At 66.5% G+C, this 15,827-nt stretch carries 13 protein-coding genes; 9 read left to right on the plus strand and 4 right to left on the minus strand.

What is annotated here, in order from left to right:
• Positions 1-172 precede the first annotated feature (172 nt).
• From Q8Z05_RS12185 to Q8Z05_RS12195, 3 genes are all read left to right on the plus strand, one after another.
• Entirely contained in the window at positions 173-1,555 is a 1,383-nt protein-coding gene (locus Q8Z05_RS12185) for an MFS transporter (protein WP_371745857.1), read from the plus strand.
• 38 nt (positions 1,556-1,593) lie between these two features.
• Positions 1,594-2,367 (plus strand): SDR family NAD(P)-dependent oxidoreductase, encoded by a 774-nt coding sequence (locus Q8Z05_RS12190; RefSeq protein ID WP_305939898.1) that lies wholly within the window; start codon positions 1,594-1,596, stop codon positions 2,365-2,367.
• An 88-nt stretch (positions 2,368-2,455) separates the two neighbouring features.
• Positions 2,456-3,616 (plus strand): LOG family protein, encoded by a 1,161-nt coding sequence (locus Q8Z05_RS12195; RefSeq protein WP_305939899.1) that lies wholly within the window; start codon positions 2,456-2,458, stop codon positions 3,614-3,616.
• Here the strand turns inward: Q8Z05_RS12195 and Q8Z05_RS12200 are convergent.
• Positions 3,613-4,521 carry a matrixin family metalloprotease gene (locus Q8Z05_RS12200; RefSeq protein WP_305939900.1) on the minus strand — a complete coding sequence of 303 codons (909 nt, stop codon included), beginning with the start codon at positions 4,519-4,521 and terminating at the stop codon, positions 3,613-3,615. The genes Q8Z05_RS12195 and Q8Z05_RS12200 overlap by 4 nt on opposite strands.
• Positions 4,521-5,693 carry a VIT1/CCC1 transporter family protein gene (locus tag Q8Z05_RS12205; RefSeq protein WP_305939901.1) on the minus strand — a complete coding sequence of 391 codons (1,173 nt, stop codon included), beginning with the start codon at positions 5,691-5,693 and terminating at the stop codon, positions 4,521-4,523. The genes Q8Z05_RS12200 and Q8Z05_RS12205 overlap by 1 nt, the downstream gene beginning before the upstream one ends.
• Before the next feature lie 303 nt (positions 5,694-5,996).
• Here Q8Z05_RS12205 and Q8Z05_RS12210 point away from each other — a divergent pair, with 303 nt between their 5' ends.
• On the plus strand, positions 5,997-6,233 hold the full coding sequence (locus tag Q8Z05_RS12210) for a hypothetical protein (RefSeq protein ID WP_305939902.1): 237 nt from the start codon (positions 5,997-5,999) through the stop codon (positions 6,231-6,233).
• Positions 6,234-6,354: 121 nt separating this feature from the next.
• On the opposite strand, the gene Q8Z05_RS12215 is transcribed toward Q8Z05_RS12210, so the two are convergent.
• Complete coding sequence (locus tag Q8Z05_RS12215) at positions 6,355-7,878, minus strand: sodium:solute symporter (protein WP_305939903.1); 1,524 nt, start codon at positions 7,876-7,878, stop codon at positions 6,355-6,357.
• A 299-nt stretch (positions 7,879-8,177) separates the two neighbouring features.
• On the opposite strand from Q8Z05_RS12215, the gene Q8Z05_RS12220 reads away from it, so the two are divergent.
• Complete coding sequence (locus tag Q8Z05_RS12220; RefSeq protein WP_305939904.1) at positions 8,178-8,753, plus strand: helix-turn-helix domain-containing protein; 576 nt, start codon at positions 8,178-8,180, stop codon at positions 8,751-8,753.
• A 27-nt stretch (positions 8,754-8,780) separates the two neighbouring features.
• Here Q8Z05_RS12220 and Q8Z05_RS12225 read toward each other — a convergent pair whose 3' ends face one another.
• Positions 8,781-10,757, minus strand: coding sequence for an amino acid transporter (locus tag Q8Z05_RS12225; RefSeq protein WP_305939905.1), 1,977 nt, complete (start codon positions 10,755-10,757; stop codon positions 8,781-8,783).
• A gap of 367 nt (positions 10,758-11,124) precedes the next feature.
• Here Q8Z05_RS12225 and Q8Z05_RS12230 point away from each other — a divergent pair, with 367 nt between their 5' ends.
• The 4 genes from Q8Z05_RS12230 (at position 11,125) to Q8Z05_RS12245 (ending at position 15,754) form a co-directional block, all read left to right on the plus strand.
• On the plus strand, positions 11,125-12,552 hold the full coding sequence (locus Q8Z05_RS12230) for an ammonium transporter (protein ID WP_305939906.1): 1,428 nt from the start codon (positions 11,125-11,127) through the stop codon (positions 12,550-12,552).
• On the plus strand, positions 12,549-12,890 hold the full coding sequence (locus tag Q8Z05_RS12235; protein ID WP_305939907.1) for a P-II family nitrogen regulator: 342 nt from the start codon (positions 12,549-12,551) through the stop codon (positions 12,888-12,890). The genes Q8Z05_RS12230 and Q8Z05_RS12235 overlap by 4 nt, the downstream gene beginning before the upstream one ends.
• A 102-nt stretch (positions 12,891-12,992) precedes the next feature.
• Complete coding sequence (gene speB / locus Q8Z05_RS12240; RefSeq protein WP_305939908.1) at positions 12,993-14,093, plus strand: agmatinase; 1,101 nt, start codon at positions 12,993-12,995, stop codon at positions 14,091-14,093.
• On the plus strand, positions 14,090-15,754 hold the full coding sequence (locus Q8Z05_RS12245; protein WP_305939909.1) for a thiamine pyrophosphate-binding protein: 1,665 nt from the start codon (positions 14,090-14,092) through the stop codon (positions 15,752-15,754). Before speB ends, Q8Z05_RS12245 begins: the two co-directional genes overlap by 4 nt.
• Positions 15,755-15,827: the final 73 nt, after the last annotated feature.

Here is a 15,827-nt window from a genome sequence, read left to right on the forward strand (position 1 = left end):
AGCGCCCCATCGTGCAGGGCTTGACGTAACCCGGATCACGCTTCTATGATCTTTCTCATGTTCTTCCGTCAGATGTCAGACATCAGACTCCAATAGTCAGCCGGCGGAATTCCCCCCATTTCCATCGGATCGCGTCGCCGTCCAGGTGCCGCCTCCGCCAGATAGAAGGTCGATGATGACTTCACTCTCCATGCAGTCCGCAGGACTCGGCGAGCTCGGCGAACGCACGCTCCGCAAGGTTCGCCGCCGCGTTATGCCGCTGATCGTCCTGCTCTACTTCGTTGCCTACCTAGACCGCAACAACGTGGGCTTCGCCAAGCTCACCATGAGCGAGGACATCGGCCTCAGCGCCGCAGCCTACGGTCTTGGCGCTGGTATCTTCTTCCTCGGCTACGCGCTGCTGGAAGTTCCGAGCAACGCCGGAATGTACCGCTTCGGCGCACGCAAATGGCTCGCCCGGATCCTCATCACCTGGGGCATCTTCGCCACGGCCATGGCCCTGGTTAACGGAGAAAGCACCTACTACATCATCCGGTTCCTCCTGGGTGCGGCCGAGGCCGGGTTCTTCCCCGCGATCCTCTTCTACCTGACCCTGTGGTTCCCTGCTGCCCAGCGCGTCACGGTCCTGGGTATCTTCATCCTGGCCCAGCCGATTTCCAATGCCCTTGGCGCCCCCGTATCCGGCCTGCTGCTGCAGATGGACGGCATCATGGGCCTGCACGGCTGGCAGTGGCTTTACATCATCGAGGGCATCCCCGCCATCCTGCTTGGCCTGCTGACCCCGATCCTGATGACCGACCGTCCCCGGGATGCCAAATGGCTCAACACTGAAGAGCGCGAATGGCTGGCCACCACCATGGAAGCCGAGCTTGCCGCCAAATCCAAGGGCGGAAACCACAACTTCCTGGCCGGCCTCAAGGACAAGCGCACCCTCATCTACTCGGCACTGTACTTCGGCCTGGTCTGCGGTATCTACGGCCTGGGCCTCTGGATGCCCACCATTGTGGCTGCCCTGGGCAAGTTCTCCACCGCCGAGGTGGGCTTCATCGTCCTCATTCCGTACTCCATCGCAGCGGTCTTTGTTTACTTCTGGAGCAAGCGGGCGGACCGTACCGGCAAGCGTGCCTGGCACACTTCCGTCAGCATGGTCCTGGCCGGCATGGGCCTGCTCGCAGCGGGCTACCTGCTCCCGGTCAACCCCATCCTTGCCCTGATCGCCCTCACTGCCTCCGCCATGGGGATCTACGGCGCCATCGCCCCGTTCCTGTCCATGCCGTCCGCGGCGCTCACCGGCGCAGCCGCTGCATCCGGGCTGGCGCTGGTCAACTCCCTGGGCAACCTCGGCGGCTTCGTGGCTCCCTACGCCGTCGGCCTGCTCAAGGACGCTACCGGCAACAACCAGAGTGGCCTGCTCTTCCTGTCCTTCTGCCTGTGTGTGACCGCCGTGGCCACTTACTTCTATGCCCGGAAGCGGCCTGAAGGTGACGCCGCCCTGGATCCCGCCGTTGCGGCCGCAGCAGCCGTGGAAGTGAACACCGGCAAAGTCCCCTCCTGATCTACCGAACACCGACGAATCCTGACGAAAGATACACCATGACAACCACCACATTTCCCGCCGAACGCACCGTCGTACTGACCGGGGCAGCCTCCGCCCGCGGCATCGGCCGCGCAGCCGCGGACCGGATGGCCAGCGAAGGCTGGTCCATCGCCATCCTGGACATCAACGCCGAGGACGCCAAGGCCGCCGCCGCGGAGATCGGCTCCAACCGCGCCGTGAAGGCAATCGGTGTGGGTGCCGATGTTTCCGACGCCGTCTCGGTGGACCGCGCGATCAGCGAAATCGAAGAGACGCTGCCGCCGATCGTCGCCCTCGCGAACCTTGCGGGCATCAGTTCGCCCACCACGTTCATGGAGACCACGGTGGAGGAATGGGACAAGGTTTTCGCCATCAACATGCGCGGAACCTTCATCGTGTCCCAGCGTGTGCTGAAAGGCATGATCGAGCGCAAGCTCGGACGCATCGTGAGCATCTCCTCGATTTCGGCCCAGCGCGGCGGAGGAACCTACTCCAAGGTGGCGTACAGCGCGTCGAAGGCCGGAATCATCGGCTTCACCCGGGCCCTGGCCCGTGAAGTGGGCGAATTCGGCGTCACTGTCAACGCGATTGCACCGGGCCCCATCGATACCGACATCATGGGCGGCACCCTGACTGAGGAGCGCAAGGCTCAGATGTCCGAAGGCATCATGATGGGGCGGGTAGGCACCCGTGAGGAAGTCGCTGCCTTGATCTCCTTCCTGCTCGGCCAGGATTCCGGCTACATCACCGCTGCCACGTACGACATCAACGGCGGACTGCAGGTCAGCTGACCGAAGGCCAGTCGCACAACAGAGGGGTGCCCCCGGCGAGTTCCGCCGGGGGCACCCCTCTGTGTTTGCCGCGGACTAGGCTGGCAGCATGAACGCCGCCCGCAGCCTGAGCCCCAGTCCCAGAACCCTTGAGGTTGAAAGCCTGGACAGTTTTGACCGGCTGGTGAAAGCGGGCGTCCGCAGCATGCAGGGCTGGCACGCTCAGTCCCTGGACCTTCGCGGCCGGGCCGCTCCGCTGGAAGCGATGGACGCGCAGGGTGCCATCTTCCTGGGGTGCACCTTCGACGACGGCGTGGAGGATGCGCTTCGCAGCCGGGGCGCGCTCATCTTCCCCAAGCTGGAAACCGTGCCCTTTAATCCGTACCGGGGACAGCTCTACTCGCCGCAGGAACTCTACTTCGGTCCGCCGGGCGGCCGGTACGAATCAACGCTGGACGCCCGGATCTACCAGTGGAGCATCAGGCCCGGCCAGCGGCACCGGCTGGACTCCACGCTCGCCGCTGCCCTGCATGACCACTCGATCGGCGACGCCCTGGACGAGCTGACCCGCTCCGAGCTGTGCCGCGGCCGCCCGATGGTGGGAGTGATGGGCGGCCATACCGCGAGGCGGGGCACTCCGGCCTTCGAGGAGGCGGCCATCGCCGGGAGGCTTTTAGCCAGGAGCGGCCGTGTGGTGGCCACGGGCGGCGGGCCGGGGGCAATGGAAGCCGCCAACATGGGCGCCTACCTCAGCGAACTGCCGGATGCGGACTTCCACGCGGCGTTGGCGGAACTGGAAGCCGTGCCGGGGTTCCGGCCCTCGGTGTCCGCGTGGGCGCGCACGGCCGCCGCCGTCGTCGAACGCCATCCGGACGGGACGCCGTCGCTGGGGGTTCCCACCTGGTTCTACGGCCACGAGCCCCCCAACTATTTCGCCACCCACATCGCAAAATATTTCGCCAACGCCATCCGGGAGGCGATCCTGCTGGAGTTGTGCGACGGAGGTGTGATCTTCCTGCCGGGGTCCGCCGGAACCCTGCAGGAAATCTTCCAGGACGCGTGCGAGAACTACTACGGAGCTTCCGAAACCATCAGGCCCATGGTCCTGGTGGGCCGTGAACACTGGCAGCGCCGCTATCCGGCGTGGCCGTTGCTCCAGAGCCTGGCGGAGGGCAACGCCATGGAGGACAGGATCTTCCTGGTGGAGACGGTGGAGGAAGCCCTCGCTGTGGTGTCGCGCCAAGGGGCGGGACCGGCAGCGCCGGGCTAAAGGTCCTTGCGGCAGGCGGTCTTGCCCAGCTGGTAGAGGCCGTTGAGGTCGCCGGCGGCGAGGCCGTCCGGCGTGCCGATCTCGGGGTACATCAGCTGCAGCGGATCATCGACGTGTTCCAGCCCCATCACATGGGCCAGTTCGTGCAGGATGACGGCGGTGGCGTAAGCGGAACCTTGCGGCCGCTCGAGTTCGAGGGCGATCTGCGGGGCGTCAAGGTCCAGGCTTCCCGTGACGAACGTCTTCGGACCGCCGTCGAAGCTGTAGTGCGTGCTTCCCCCGGTGCCGATCACCTGCCCCTTCAGCTTGGGGGCCGTGTCCGGGGTGGTCCATGAGATGAGGAGCGGCGCCCAGCGCTCGCCGTATGTTTCAGGCTGGTAGGGGTCGCGGTCCTCGACAGGCGCCTCGGCCGAGGGTCCGTCGTTGATGAACCGGATACCGGTGGCGCGGGAAATCGTGCCGATGGCTTCTTCCACGAGATCTTCGGATCCCGGGGGAGCCTGGCCGCCGTTGACGACGTAGTGCAACGGGCGGCAGGGCGAATATCCTACGGGCGAGCCGTCGTCGTTGATGGCCAGGAACTTGAAGGAGTCACTGGCGATGGGCGGCTCATCCGCTGCTCCCAGCGGCGAGTCCGCTTCCTCCAGCCCGGGAGGAGGCGCGTCCGAACTGACTCCTTCCGGGGCTGTTCCCGGGTGCTGGTCCTCGGCCTGTCCGTTCGGGACGGCGGTATTACGGAGCTGGAACAGCCCCACAAAGCGGGGATCACCGTAGAAGAGGCCGGCCGCCGTAAAGGCCGCCGCGGCGATCAGGGCGGTAAGCGCCGCCGTTCGCAGGATCCGGGCAACACCGCCCGGCCCGCCGGCATGACGCGCCCGGCGCTGCCGCGGTTGCGGATCTTCCACTAAGCGACCACGGCGCCGAAGGCCATTCCCAGGAGGTAGGTGACGGCGGCGGCCCCCATGCCGATGGCCAGCTGCCGGAAACCGCGGCTGGTCGGGGAGGTGCCGGACAGCAGGCCCACGACGCCGCCGGTCACCAAAAGTGCCATGCCTACCAGGACGGCGGAAACCACCAGCGCCGCGACACCGGTCATGCCAAGCAGGAACGGGATGATGGGAATGACGGCGCCGGAGGCGAAGAAGCAGAAGCTCGACGCCGCAGCACTCCAGGCGGTGCCCACCGCCTCATGCCGGTCCTCGGCGTCGGGGAGTTCGGGCTGGAGCGACAGGCTGGGATCGCAGTCGCAGGCCAGCAGTCCCATCCGTTCCGCCACACGGTGTTCGGCGGCTTCCCGCGACATGCCGCGGGCCAGGTAGACCAGCAGCAGTTCGTTGTGCTCAATGTCCAGCCGCGGGGCGGCGGACAGGGTGATCTGCGTGGGCCGCGTTGCGGCCAGCAGCTCCCGCTGGGAACGGACCGAGATGAACTCGCCGGCGCCCATGGACAGTGCTCCGGCGAGGAGCCCGGCCACGCCGCTCAGGAGCACCACCTGGCTGCCGACTCCGGACGCGGCCATGCCCATGACCAGGGAGAGGTTGCTGACCAGGCCGTCATTCGCGCCGAACACCGCCGCCCTGAAGGAACCCGCCAGCCGGTTCCGGCCGCGGGTGGCCAGCCCGCGGACCACTTCCTCGTGGATCTGTTCGTCGGCCACCATGGCAGGTGTGGCTGACGGGTCTGTACCGTAGGGGGAGCGGCCTTCGGCGCGCTGTGCCAGGGCCAGGACGAAGACGGACCCGAAATGGCGGGCCAGGAATCCCAGCAGCTGGCTGCGGAGGGATGCCTGCCGGGGCTTGCCGGCGTGCTCGCCGAGGAGCCGGAGCCAGTGGGCTTCGTGGCGGCGCTCGGCCTCGGCCAGGGCCAGAAGGATGTCCCGTTCCTCGCCGCGGCGGCTCTGGGCCAGGTCGCGGTAGACACGGGCCTCGGCACGTTCATCTGCGAGGTACTGGCGCCACCGCTTAATGTCGGCCGTGCTGGGCGCGGTGGCTGCGTTGGTTCCGGCTGCTGGGGCGCTTGCTGCGGGGCTGTGCGCGGGAAGGGCGTGGTTTCGGTCAGATTTAGCGTGCTGAGACACGAACACTCCTGGGCTAGATAGGGCATGGTTCGGCCCCATTGCACCTCCAGCGTACCCCGGTTTTCCGCGGATTTTCGGCCGGTATTCCTCACCCGGAAGTTTAGGCTGACCTTAAACGGGGCCTTGGAACGGCCCCTTTCCGCGGGGTTCCTGCGAAGCCGAGTGCACCGGCCCTTGACCGCGCGGGGTGCCGGTGCTGTGATGATTGCCAGGGCAGGTGCCTCCCCGGACCGGCCCCTGGCCGCACCACCAGACTGGCCGCATCACCAGACTGGCCGCACACCAGACACGGAGGTTTGCACCATGGACACCACCGGATCACACCCCGCCCAGCCGGACCGGGACATCCTCGAATCAGACCCCGCTTATGACTTCGCCGAGGACGCGCCCATCGACGACGCCGCGGAAACCGAGGAAGAGGGACTGCTCGAGGAGGCGGACCAGCTTGTTCCCCTGGCTGAGGAGGATTTCCTGGGCGACGAGAAACCCGTAGTGCCCCTCGGCGGGGAGGAATTCCTGGAGCCGGAGGAAAACGAATGACACCTCCCCGGCGTTAGACCGCCGAACCCGGCCTTGACGAACGACGGCGGTGCCTCCCGCGCAGGGGAGGCACCGCCGTCGTGCTGTGTTCAGTTCGTGCTGTGCATAAAATCGTGCGGTGTTAGTCGACCAGGGCCGGAACCGGTTCTTCGTCGGAAGCCTTGCCGGCCACGCGGTCCCGCCAGTGCTGCATGACCCGGGGATCAGTCGGCTTGGTTGCCAGGGACACCGCGACGTACACGAGGCCTGACGCGAGCAGGCCGAAGTAGATCGGCTCGTTGGCGAAGACGCCGTCCAGCGGTGCCGCGGCGTTGATCTCCAGGACGATCATGGTGCCGAGCGTGACCACAGTGCCCACAGCCATGGACGCCGCAGCCGCCACGCCAGTGCCCCTCTTCCAGACGAGGCCGCCGAGGATCGCGACCAGGAGTCCGCCCACCAGGATGTCGTAGGCGATGGTCAGCGCTGCCACGACATCCTTGGTGACGATGGCGATGAGAATGGCCACGATGCCCAGGCCCAGGACCCACATGCGGTTTGCTTTGACGTCGTGCTCGGGGTTGTCGGTGTCATCGGTGTTGATGTCCTTGCCGAACCAGCTGGCAACGAAGGGAAGCACGTCGGCGCGCGCCACTGTTGCGGCGGCGATCAGGGCTCCGGAAGCGGTGGACATCATGGCTGCAACGGCCGCGGCGAGCACCAGGCCGCCGATGCCGACGGGCAGCAGGCTCTGGGCCACCTCGGCGTAGACAACGTCCTTGCCCTCTGTGGCGACGTCGATCTCGGGGAGGGCGACGCGTGCGCCCAGGCCGATCAGGGCACCGGCAGCGCCGTAGAGGATGCAGTAGATGCCGGCCGTGGCGCCGCCCCAGCGTGCCACGCTGGGGGTTTTGGCGGTGAATACACGCTGCCAGATGTCCTGCCCGATCAGCAGCCCAAGGGTGTAGACCACGAAGTACGTGATGATCGTCTGGACGCCGATGCCGTCGATCTGGAAGAAGCTCTCCTCGACCCGGCTGCGGATGCCGTCCAGGCCGCCTGCGGCGTTGAGCGTGAAGGGCAGCATCAGGAAGAAGATGCCCACGGTTTTGATGACGAACTGGACCTGGTCCGCAAGGGTGATGGACCACATGCCGCCGATGGTGGAGTACACCAGGACGATGGCGCCGCCGATGGCAATGGCCAGGGCGCGGTCCCACCCGAACAGCACTACGAAGATGGTGGCGTAGGCGCCGGTGGAGGTGGCGCACAGCATGAGCGTGTAGGCCAGCATGACAATGCCGGAGGTCTGGGTGGCACGGCTGCCGTAGCGCAGCGTCAGCATCTGGGACACCGTGTAGATCTTCAGTTTCTGGATGGTGCCGGCGAAGAGCAGGCTCAGGAGCAGCACACCGGCGCCGATGGCCACCACGAGCCACATGCCGGAGATGCCGAACTTGTAGCCGAGGCCCACGCCGCCCACCGTCGAGGCGCCGCCGAGTACCACAGCCGCCATGGTTCCTGTGTAAAGGAAGGGCCCAAGCCTGCGGCCGGCCACGAGGAAGTCGCTGTTGTTCTTGGTGCGGGATTTGCCCCACCAGCCGAAGGCCAGCATGGCGATCAGGTACACCACCACAATGGCGATGTTGACGAAGTTTGCGTCCATTAAGTGGGCTCCTTGGAGCGTGTCGGCAGCATGGCGGAGTTCGCGGGAGCGCGGTTGGCCGGCGCCGGAATTCCGCTGCTATAGAACGGGGGATGCAGGGAGAGATCCCTGAAGGTCACGAGCTGATTGTCTAATAGACAACACTTGTTGCCCGAAAGAGTATGTTGTGATGCGCGTAACAGTCAAGGCGGGCTGACACCATGGCCGGTTCCGCGTCATAAGGAAGCGCCGCAGGGCGGGTATCCCGTTAGTATGGCTCCAGCAATGGGGCCGTGCGGCCGGCTGTGAAAGGTTCGTAAATGAAGGCTCTACCAGTTGAACCGAGCAACATTCCCGTTGCCATTGGTTCGCGCATCCGCGCTGCGCGCCAGTCCCAGCGGCTCACCATCGAGCAGGTGGCCGACGCCACGGGACTGACCAAGGGATTCCTGAGCCGGGTGGAACGCGACCTGACATCGCCGTCGGTGGCATCCCTGGTGACGATGTGCCAGGTGCTGTCGATCTCCATCGGAGACCTGTTTGCCGCACCGGAAACGCACCTCACCAAGAAGGACGAGGGCCCGCGGATTTCGCTCGGCGGCGAAGGCATCATTGAACGCCTGCTGACTGCACGCTCGGAACGGCGTGTCCAGATCATCCAGGCCGTGATCGAACCCCGCGGCCGCGGTGAATCCGAGCTCTATGCCGTGGACTGCGACGTGGATGTCCTGCACGTCATCAAGGGCCGCATCCGGCTGATCCTGACCAACGAGGAATACGAGCTCGGAACCGGCGACACCGTGACGTTCCCCGGCAGGGAACCGCACACCTGGGTCAACCCCACGGATGACGCCGTCGAGGTGCTCTGGGTACTGGTACCCGCCGCCAGCCGCTGAGACGGCTGGCTGAACGGCCGGCCGGCTTCAGCCCACGTGGACCCAGGGCCGGCGGGTGACGTCCGGCTCGGCTTCGCGCAGGACTTCGCGGGTCACGGGGGCGATCTCGCCCTCCCCGAACAGCAGGAACCGCGTCAGGTTGGTCAGCGGATTGCCCTCGGTCCAGCGGAAGTAGATGTGCGGCATCAGGCCCGTGACATCGCGCAGGTGCAGCAGGACGGCCGCCAGTGTGTTGGGCACGTTGTTGCTGTGGACTTCGAGGATGCGGAATCCGTGCCGGACCTTCCCTGTTACCAGGAGTTCCTGCTCGAAGTCCGAACTGTCGTCAACCAGGATCTCGATGAAGATCACGTCGCTGTCCGCCGGCAGGTGGTTGGCCAGCTGGGCGTGCTCCAGCTTGGCCCGGTACCGCGCGGCGCTGAGCCGCTTGGGCTCGTGCGCGATGAGCCGGATAGGCCCCTCTTCGCTGGCAGCCATGAATTCCACGGCACGTTCGTCCAGCCGGATATGGGTGGCACGAAGCTCGAAGGACCGCCGGGCGCGGGATACGAAGCTGACCGCCACAATGCCGAGGATGAACATCGCCGCGATTTTCAGGCCGTCGGGGCGCTCCACCACGTTCGCCACGGTGGTGTAAGTGAAGACGACGGCGATCGCACCGAATGCGGCCGTCCGGCCGCGTTGCTGCTTGCGCCGTGCGGACAGCGTGACCGCAATGGACGCGGAGGTCATCAACACCAGGACGCCGGTGGCGTACGCGCCGCCCTGTGCCTCGACGTCGGCCTCGAACACCACCGTGATGAGGAAGGCGACGGCGGTGAACACCAGTACCAGCGGCCGCACGGCCCGGGTCCAGGCCGGAGCCATGCCAAAACGCGGAAGGTAGCGCGGCACCAGGTTGAGGAGGCCCGCCATGGCGGAGGCGCCGGCGAACCAGAGGATGGCGATGGTGCTGAGGTCGTACACAGTCCCGAAACCGTCGCCCAGGTACTGGTGGGCGAGGAAGGCCAAGGCGCGACCGTTGGCCTTGCCGCCCGGCTGGAACTCGGCGGCCGGGATGAGGAACGTGGTGATGAAGCTGGACGCGATCAGGAACGCGCTCATGATCAGGGCGGCGGTAGTCAGCAGTTTGTGTGCGCCGCGGATCCGGCCGTCCGGCTTCGCTTCGGTATCCTCCGGACCGCCCTGGATCTGCGGCATGACGGCCACTCCCGTTTCGAAGCCGGAGAGGCCAAGTGCCAGCTTGGGGAACACCAGCAGGGCGATGCCGATCATCACCAGCGGATTGCCGTGCTGCTGGTTGAGCGCCGCCCACCAGTCCGTGACCACGTGGGCCTCGCTGAGGACATGGGCGAGGCCCACCAGCACCACCACCGCGTTGAGCAGCAGGAACACCGCCACCAGGGCCACCGCCACGTTGATGGCCTCCTTAAAGCCGCGGAGGAACACGATGCCCAGGCCCGCAATCAGCGCCAGCGTGATGGCCACCTCCTGGCCGTGCAGGAAGTCCGGAGCGAACGGATTTTCGATGGCGTGCGCGCTGGCATCAGCGGCGGAAAGCGTGATGGTGATCATGAAGTCCGTGGCCGCGAACCCCAGAAGCGCCAGGACGAACAGCTTGCCGCCCCAGCGCGGCAGGAGCCGTTCAAGCATGGCGATGGAACCCTCGCCGCGCGGACTCTCCGCGGCCACCCTGCGGTACACCGGAAGGGCGCCGAGGAGCGTTACCGCCACCAGGATCACCGTGGCCAGCGGGGAGACCATTCCTGCCGCAAGGGCGGCGATGGCGGGCTGGTAGCCGAGTGTGGAGAAATAGTCGACGCCGGTCAGGCACATGACCTTCCACCAGGGCTGGGGCGTGTGGTTGGCCTGCGGCTGGCCGTGCGGTCCCTGGCGTTTGCCCGATCCTTCGGGCATACCCTCCAGCAGCCAGCTCCTGAGCCGGTGCGGGTGACGGTTGTACCTGTCCGAGGGGTCGGCCGGCGGCCTGGTCAGCGTGGTCACGGTATCCTTTCACGCAGCGTGCCGTCGGCCGGGCGGCCCGGTGTGCTGCTCCTGCTTGGAGCGTAGGCCCGCGAAAGTGCCCGTGATGCGGGCTTTAACGAAACCTTTACGCCCCCTGTGACCGCGGTCACTGCATGGTGAGATATACGTCACATGATGGAAACCTGCCGGAAACCCAGGATTCATGCCCGGACCTGCTGTTTAACGTCCCGGAAAAGCATCTCGGCCATGACGGAAACACCGCCGTTGTAGCGTCGGATTCGGGGAACGCACCGGCTCTCGCGTCCAGGGGGCTTGTTTCATCGTTTTGAATGGTCTCGCCGCAGTCGGCGCCCAGGAGCGCCGCTTCTAGAGGAAGGCTCCCGAAATGAAGATCTCGCAACTCAACGTGGGAATGGCGGTGGATCCCGCGGTCCTTGATCCCGGCGCCACAGCCTGGATGCTGGCGGCTTCCGCCCTGGTTTTGCTGATGACACCGGGCCTGGCGTTCTTTTATGGGGGCCTCGTGCGGATGAAATCCGTCCTGAACATCATGATGATGAGCTTTGGCGCCATGGGAGTTGTCGCCGTGGTCTGGGCGCTGTGGGGCTACGGGCTGGCGTTCGGTCCGGACACCATGGGCGGGCTCGTCGGGGATCCGCTTGCCAACCCGGGGCTGAGCGGACTGACCAGCACCATCGGGGGCAAGGCGCCAGGGCTCCCGGACATGGTGTTCATCGGGTTCCAAGCCACGTTCGCCATCATCACGGTCGCGCTGATCAGCGGGGCGGTGGCCGAAAGGGTCAGGTTCGGGCCGTGGCTGCTTTTTGCCGCGTTGTGGGTGACCCTCGTCTACGCCCCGATCGCCCACTGGGTCTGGGGCGGTGGCCTCTTCGGCGCCACGGGCATCGTGGGCAGCCAAATCTCCGCGCTCGATTTTGCCGGCGGCACCGTGGTGCACATGAACGCCGGCATCGCCGGGCTGATGCTCGCCGTCGTGCTTGGAAAACGCCTGGGATTCATGAAGGATCCCAACATCCGTCCGCACAATCTTCCGTTCGTGATGCTCGGTGCGGGACTCCTGTGGTTCGGATGGTTCGGCTTCAACGCCGGCTCTGAACTTGCCGCGGATGCCACCGCCGGCCTGGCCTGGACCAACACCCTGCTGGCCACGAGCGCGGCCCTTTTGGGCTGGCTGCTGGTCGAGCGGCTCCGGGACGGCCACGCAACATCCCTGGGTGCAGCATCGGGAGCCGTGGCGGGCCTCGTTGCCGTCACCCCGGCCTGCGGATTCGTCGACCCTGTCGGCGCCATCGTGATCGGTGCTGTCGCCGGAGCGGTCTGCGCGCTCGCGGTGGGCCTCAAGTTCCGGCTCGGCCTCGATGATTCCCTGGACGTGGTGGCCGTGCACTTTGTGGGCGGTCTGTGGGGGACTCTCTCCCTGGGCTTCTTTGCCGTGCCGTCAGCCAAGACCGAGGGCGGGCTGTTCTACGGCGGGGGCCTGACCCAGTTCTGGCCCCAGATTCTCACGGCCCTCATCGTTACGGCCTGGAGCGCCATCATGACCACGCTGATCGGATACACCATCCATAAGACGATGGGAATGCGGGTGTCCGAAGCCAACGAACGGTCTGGCATTGACGTCACCGAGCATGCGGAAACGGCCTACGAGCTGCTCATGGTGGGGGGAACCTTCCACCCCGGCGAGCATCACGGCAAGCCTGCTCCAGCCGGCGCGGCCGCCGCGGCTGCGGAGGGCGGGGCGGACAAGGCTGCGGCGGTTGCCGAGCCGGACCGCAGCGGGGCCCGGAGATGAAACTCATCACGGCCATCATCCGCCCGGAAAAAGTCGAGTTGGTGCGGGCCGCCTTGGAAGGCTTTGGAGTCAGCGGCATGACGGTCAGCCAGGCCAGCGGCTACGGCCAGCAGCGCGGCCATGTGGAGGTCTATCGCGGAACGGAATACAACTCGGACCTTCTGCCGAAGGCCCGGGTGGAAGTCCTGGTCAACGAGGAGGCCATGGACGGCGTCATGGCCGCCATCGAAGCCGGCGCCAGTACGGGACGTTTCGGTGACGGCAAAATCTGGACCATCTCCGTTTCCGACGCCGTCCGCGTACGGACCGGGGAGAGGGGCCGGTCGGCCATCGATTGAGGACGCAGTGGATGGATTGGTAAACACTTGATGCACAGTGGGAAACTGCAGTGTATGATGGGTGTCACACTACCGATCCATCCTCGAAGGAGAGGCGTTCCTTTGGAAGAGCTGCGCATCGAGGCCAACGGCAACCTTGGCCCCATCGATTCATCCCGTATTCCCCGCTATGCAGGGGCCGCAACCTACGCCCGCCTGCCGCGGTTGGACCAGGTGGCCAAGGCGGACATCACGGTGGTGGGAGTTCCCTTCGATTCCGGCGTCTCCTACCGCCCCGGTGCCCGCTTCGGCGCCAACCATGTCCGCGAGGCCAGCCGGCTGCTGCGCCCCTACAACCCCGCATGGGACGTCAGCCCCTTCGAGAACGTCCAGGTGGCCGACGCCGGGGACATGGCCGTCAACCCGTTCAACATCAACGAGGCCATCGAAACCATCCAGCAGAACGCCCTCGACCTGACGGCCGGCGGGAGCAAGCTTGTCACCCTCGGCGGTGACCACACCATTGCGCTGCCGCTGCTGCGGGCCGCTGCCGAGCGCGCCGGCGAGCCGGTGGCCATGCTGCACTTCGATGCCCATCTGGATACCTGGGACACCTACTTCGGGGCTGAATACACCCACGGCACCCCGTTCCGCCGCGCCGTCGAAGAGGGCATCCTCGACACCGAGGCCATCAGCCATATCGGCACCCGCGGCCCGCTGTACGGCAAGAAGGACCTCGACGACGACCACCGCTTCGGCTTCGGCATCGTCACCTCCGCCGACGTCTATTACCAGGGCGTCCTGGAAACCGTGGCCAAGGTCCGGGACCGCATCGGAAACCGCCCACTGTACATCTCGGTGGACATCGACGTGCTGGACCCCGCGCACGCACCGGGCACCGGAACGCCGGAAGCCGGCGGCATCACCAGCCGTGAACTGCTGGAGATCATCCGGGGCTTCCGCGGCATGAACCTAGTGGGCGCGGACATTGTTGAGGTGGCACCGGCCTACGACCACGCTGAAATCACCGGTGTCGCGGCCAGCCACGTCGCCTACGAACTCGTGACCCTCATGGCGGACTCGGCCGTGGAGGGCAACAGGTTCGGCGCTGCCAACGGCTACGCCGCGCAGGCGCTAGGCCAGGGTGCCCCCGGACAGGGATCCCTGCACCAGGCCGGCTTCGCCGCCGCTGCCCGGCCCGTCGCGACCGGCGTCTCCCGGTGACCGGCGTCCGCAACGGCGGGGATCTCGTCGTCGAGACCCTTGAAGCGCTGGGGGCGAAGACGGTCTTTGGCATACCTGGCCAGCACGCGCTGGGCCTGTTTGATGCGATGGGCCGGGGCAACCTGCACTTCGTGTCGTCGCGGGTGGAAAACAACTCGGCGTTTGCAGCCGACGGGTATTCACGTGCCACCGGAGAGGTGGGGGTGCTCTTCCTGTCCACGGGCCCCGGAGCGCTGACGTCCCTGGCCGGGCTGCAGGAAGCGTACGCCACCGGTGTGCCCATGGTGGTGGTGGCGAGCCAGATCCCGCTCGACGGCCTGGGAGCACGCCGCAAGGGCATGCTGCACCAGCTCGATGACCAGAAGGCCTCCGCCGCCAACGTCACCAAGAGCCAGCGGCTGATCCAGCACGCCTCGGGCATCCCCTCGGCCATCCAGGACGCCTGGACCGAGGCCATTTCCTCGCCGCAGGGCCCGGTCTGGCTGGAGATCCCGCAGAATGTCCTCCTGGATCCCATCATGGTCCCGCCGGTGGAAGACGCGCTCGCCGAAGCGGCGGACAACCCGCCCCGGGTGGAGCTGGTCCGGGAAGCCGTGAAATGGCTGTCGACGGCGGAACGTCCGGCGATCATCGCCGGCGGCGGCACGCGCCGCGGTCGGGCGGAAAAGTCGCTGCTGTCCATTGCCGAAAAGCTGCGCGCGCCGGTGATCTGCACCCCAGGCGGCAACGGCGCGTTCCCGTGGAACCACGAGCTGTCGCTACAGTCCTGGATTGAGGACCGGTACATGACGGACCTGCTCGAGGACGCGGACGTGCTGATCGTCATCGGCTCCTCCCTCGGCGAGGTGACGTCCAACTACTTCACGTTCGAGCCGCGGGGACGGATCATCCAGATCGACGCGGAACCCCGGGTCCTGGAATCCAACCGGCCGGGCCTGGGCATCCGCGCCGACGCCGGCCAGGGCCTCGCGGCGCTGGACGAGGCGCTGACCGAGCCGCACGGCGAGCGGGCGGACTGGCACGGCACCTCCCCGGAAACACTGGTCAAAGAGTCCCTGGCCAAAGTCAGGGCCCGGCTCGAGTCCCAGGACCTCGGCAAAGAGCTGAAGTTCATGGCGGACATCCGCGAAGCAGTCCCCGCGGACATGCAGACCTTCTGGGACATGACCATTTCCGCGTACTGGGCCTGGAGTTGCTGGGATGCCCGCGAGGGCCAGTTCCACTCCGCCCAGGGCGCCGGCGGACTGGGCTTCGGCTTCCCCGCGGCCATCGGCGGAGCGGTAGGCCTGGAAACCACCGGCCGGCCCGGCAGTTCCGCACGCGTGCTGGCTGTCTCCGGTGACGGTTCGGCCATGTACTCCATCTCCGAACTGGCCACGGCCAAACAGCACAACGTCCCGGTCACCTGGCTGATCGTGGACGACGGCGGCTACGGCATCCTGCGCGAGTACATGGTGGGTGCCTTTGGCAAGGCCACCGCCACCGAGCTGGCCCGCCCGGACTTCGTCAAACTCGCCGAAGCCTTCGGTGTCCCGGCCGTGCGGGTTGCGCCGGAAGACGTGGGGGACGCCCTGAAGGCGGGCTTCGCCGCGGACGGCCCGAACGTCGTCGTCGTCGAAACCCTGCTGAAGATGTTCGGCCCCACGCACCTGGACGTCTGACAGCCACTAGCCGCACCGCCCAACCTAACCCGCACCACAACAAGCGCGAACGGACAGTTGAGGCCCCAACCCG

The organism is Arthrobacter oryzae, from assembly GCF_030718995.1.
Lineage (GTDB): Bacteria > Actinomycetota > Actinomycetes > Actinomycetales > Micrococcaceae > Arthrobacter > Arthrobacter oryzae_C.

What these genes read in the sequence shown, in the direction of transcription:
- Q8Z05_RS12215 (WP_305939903.1), bottom strand. Translation starts at nt 7,878, where the DNA reads ATGGACGCAAACTTCGTCAACATCGCCATTGTGGTGGTGTACCTGATC.
- Q8Z05_RS12230 (WP_305939906.1), top strand. Translation starts at nt 11,125, where the DNA reads ATGAAGATCTCGCAACTCAACGTGGGAATGGCGGTGGATCCCGCGGTC.
- Q8Z05_RS12190 (WP_305939898.1), top strand. Translation starts at nt 1,594, where the DNA reads ATGACAACCACCACATTTCCCGCCGAACGCACCGTCGTACTGACCGGG.
- Q8Z05_RS12220 (WP_305939904.1), top strand. Translation starts at nt 8,178, where the DNA reads ATGAAGGCTCTACCAGTTGAACCGAGCAACATTCCCGTTGCCATTGGT.
- Q8Z05_RS12195 (WP_305939899.1), top strand. Translation starts at nt 2,456, where the DNA reads ATGAACGCCGCCCGCAGCCTGAGCCCCAGTCCCAGAACCCTTGAGGTT.
- Q8Z05_RS12185 (WP_371745857.1), top strand. Translation starts at nt 173, where the DNA reads ATGATGACTTCACTCTCCATGCAGTCCGCAGGACTCGGCGAGCTCGGC.
- Q8Z05_RS12210 (WP_305939902.1), top strand. Translation starts at nt 5,997, where the DNA reads ATGGACACCACCGGATCACACCCCGCCCAGCCGGACCGGGACATCCTC.
- Q8Z05_RS12235 (WP_305939907.1), top strand. Translation starts at nt 12,549, where the DNA reads ATGAAACTCATCACGGCCATCATCCGCCCGGAAAAAGTCGAGTTGGTG.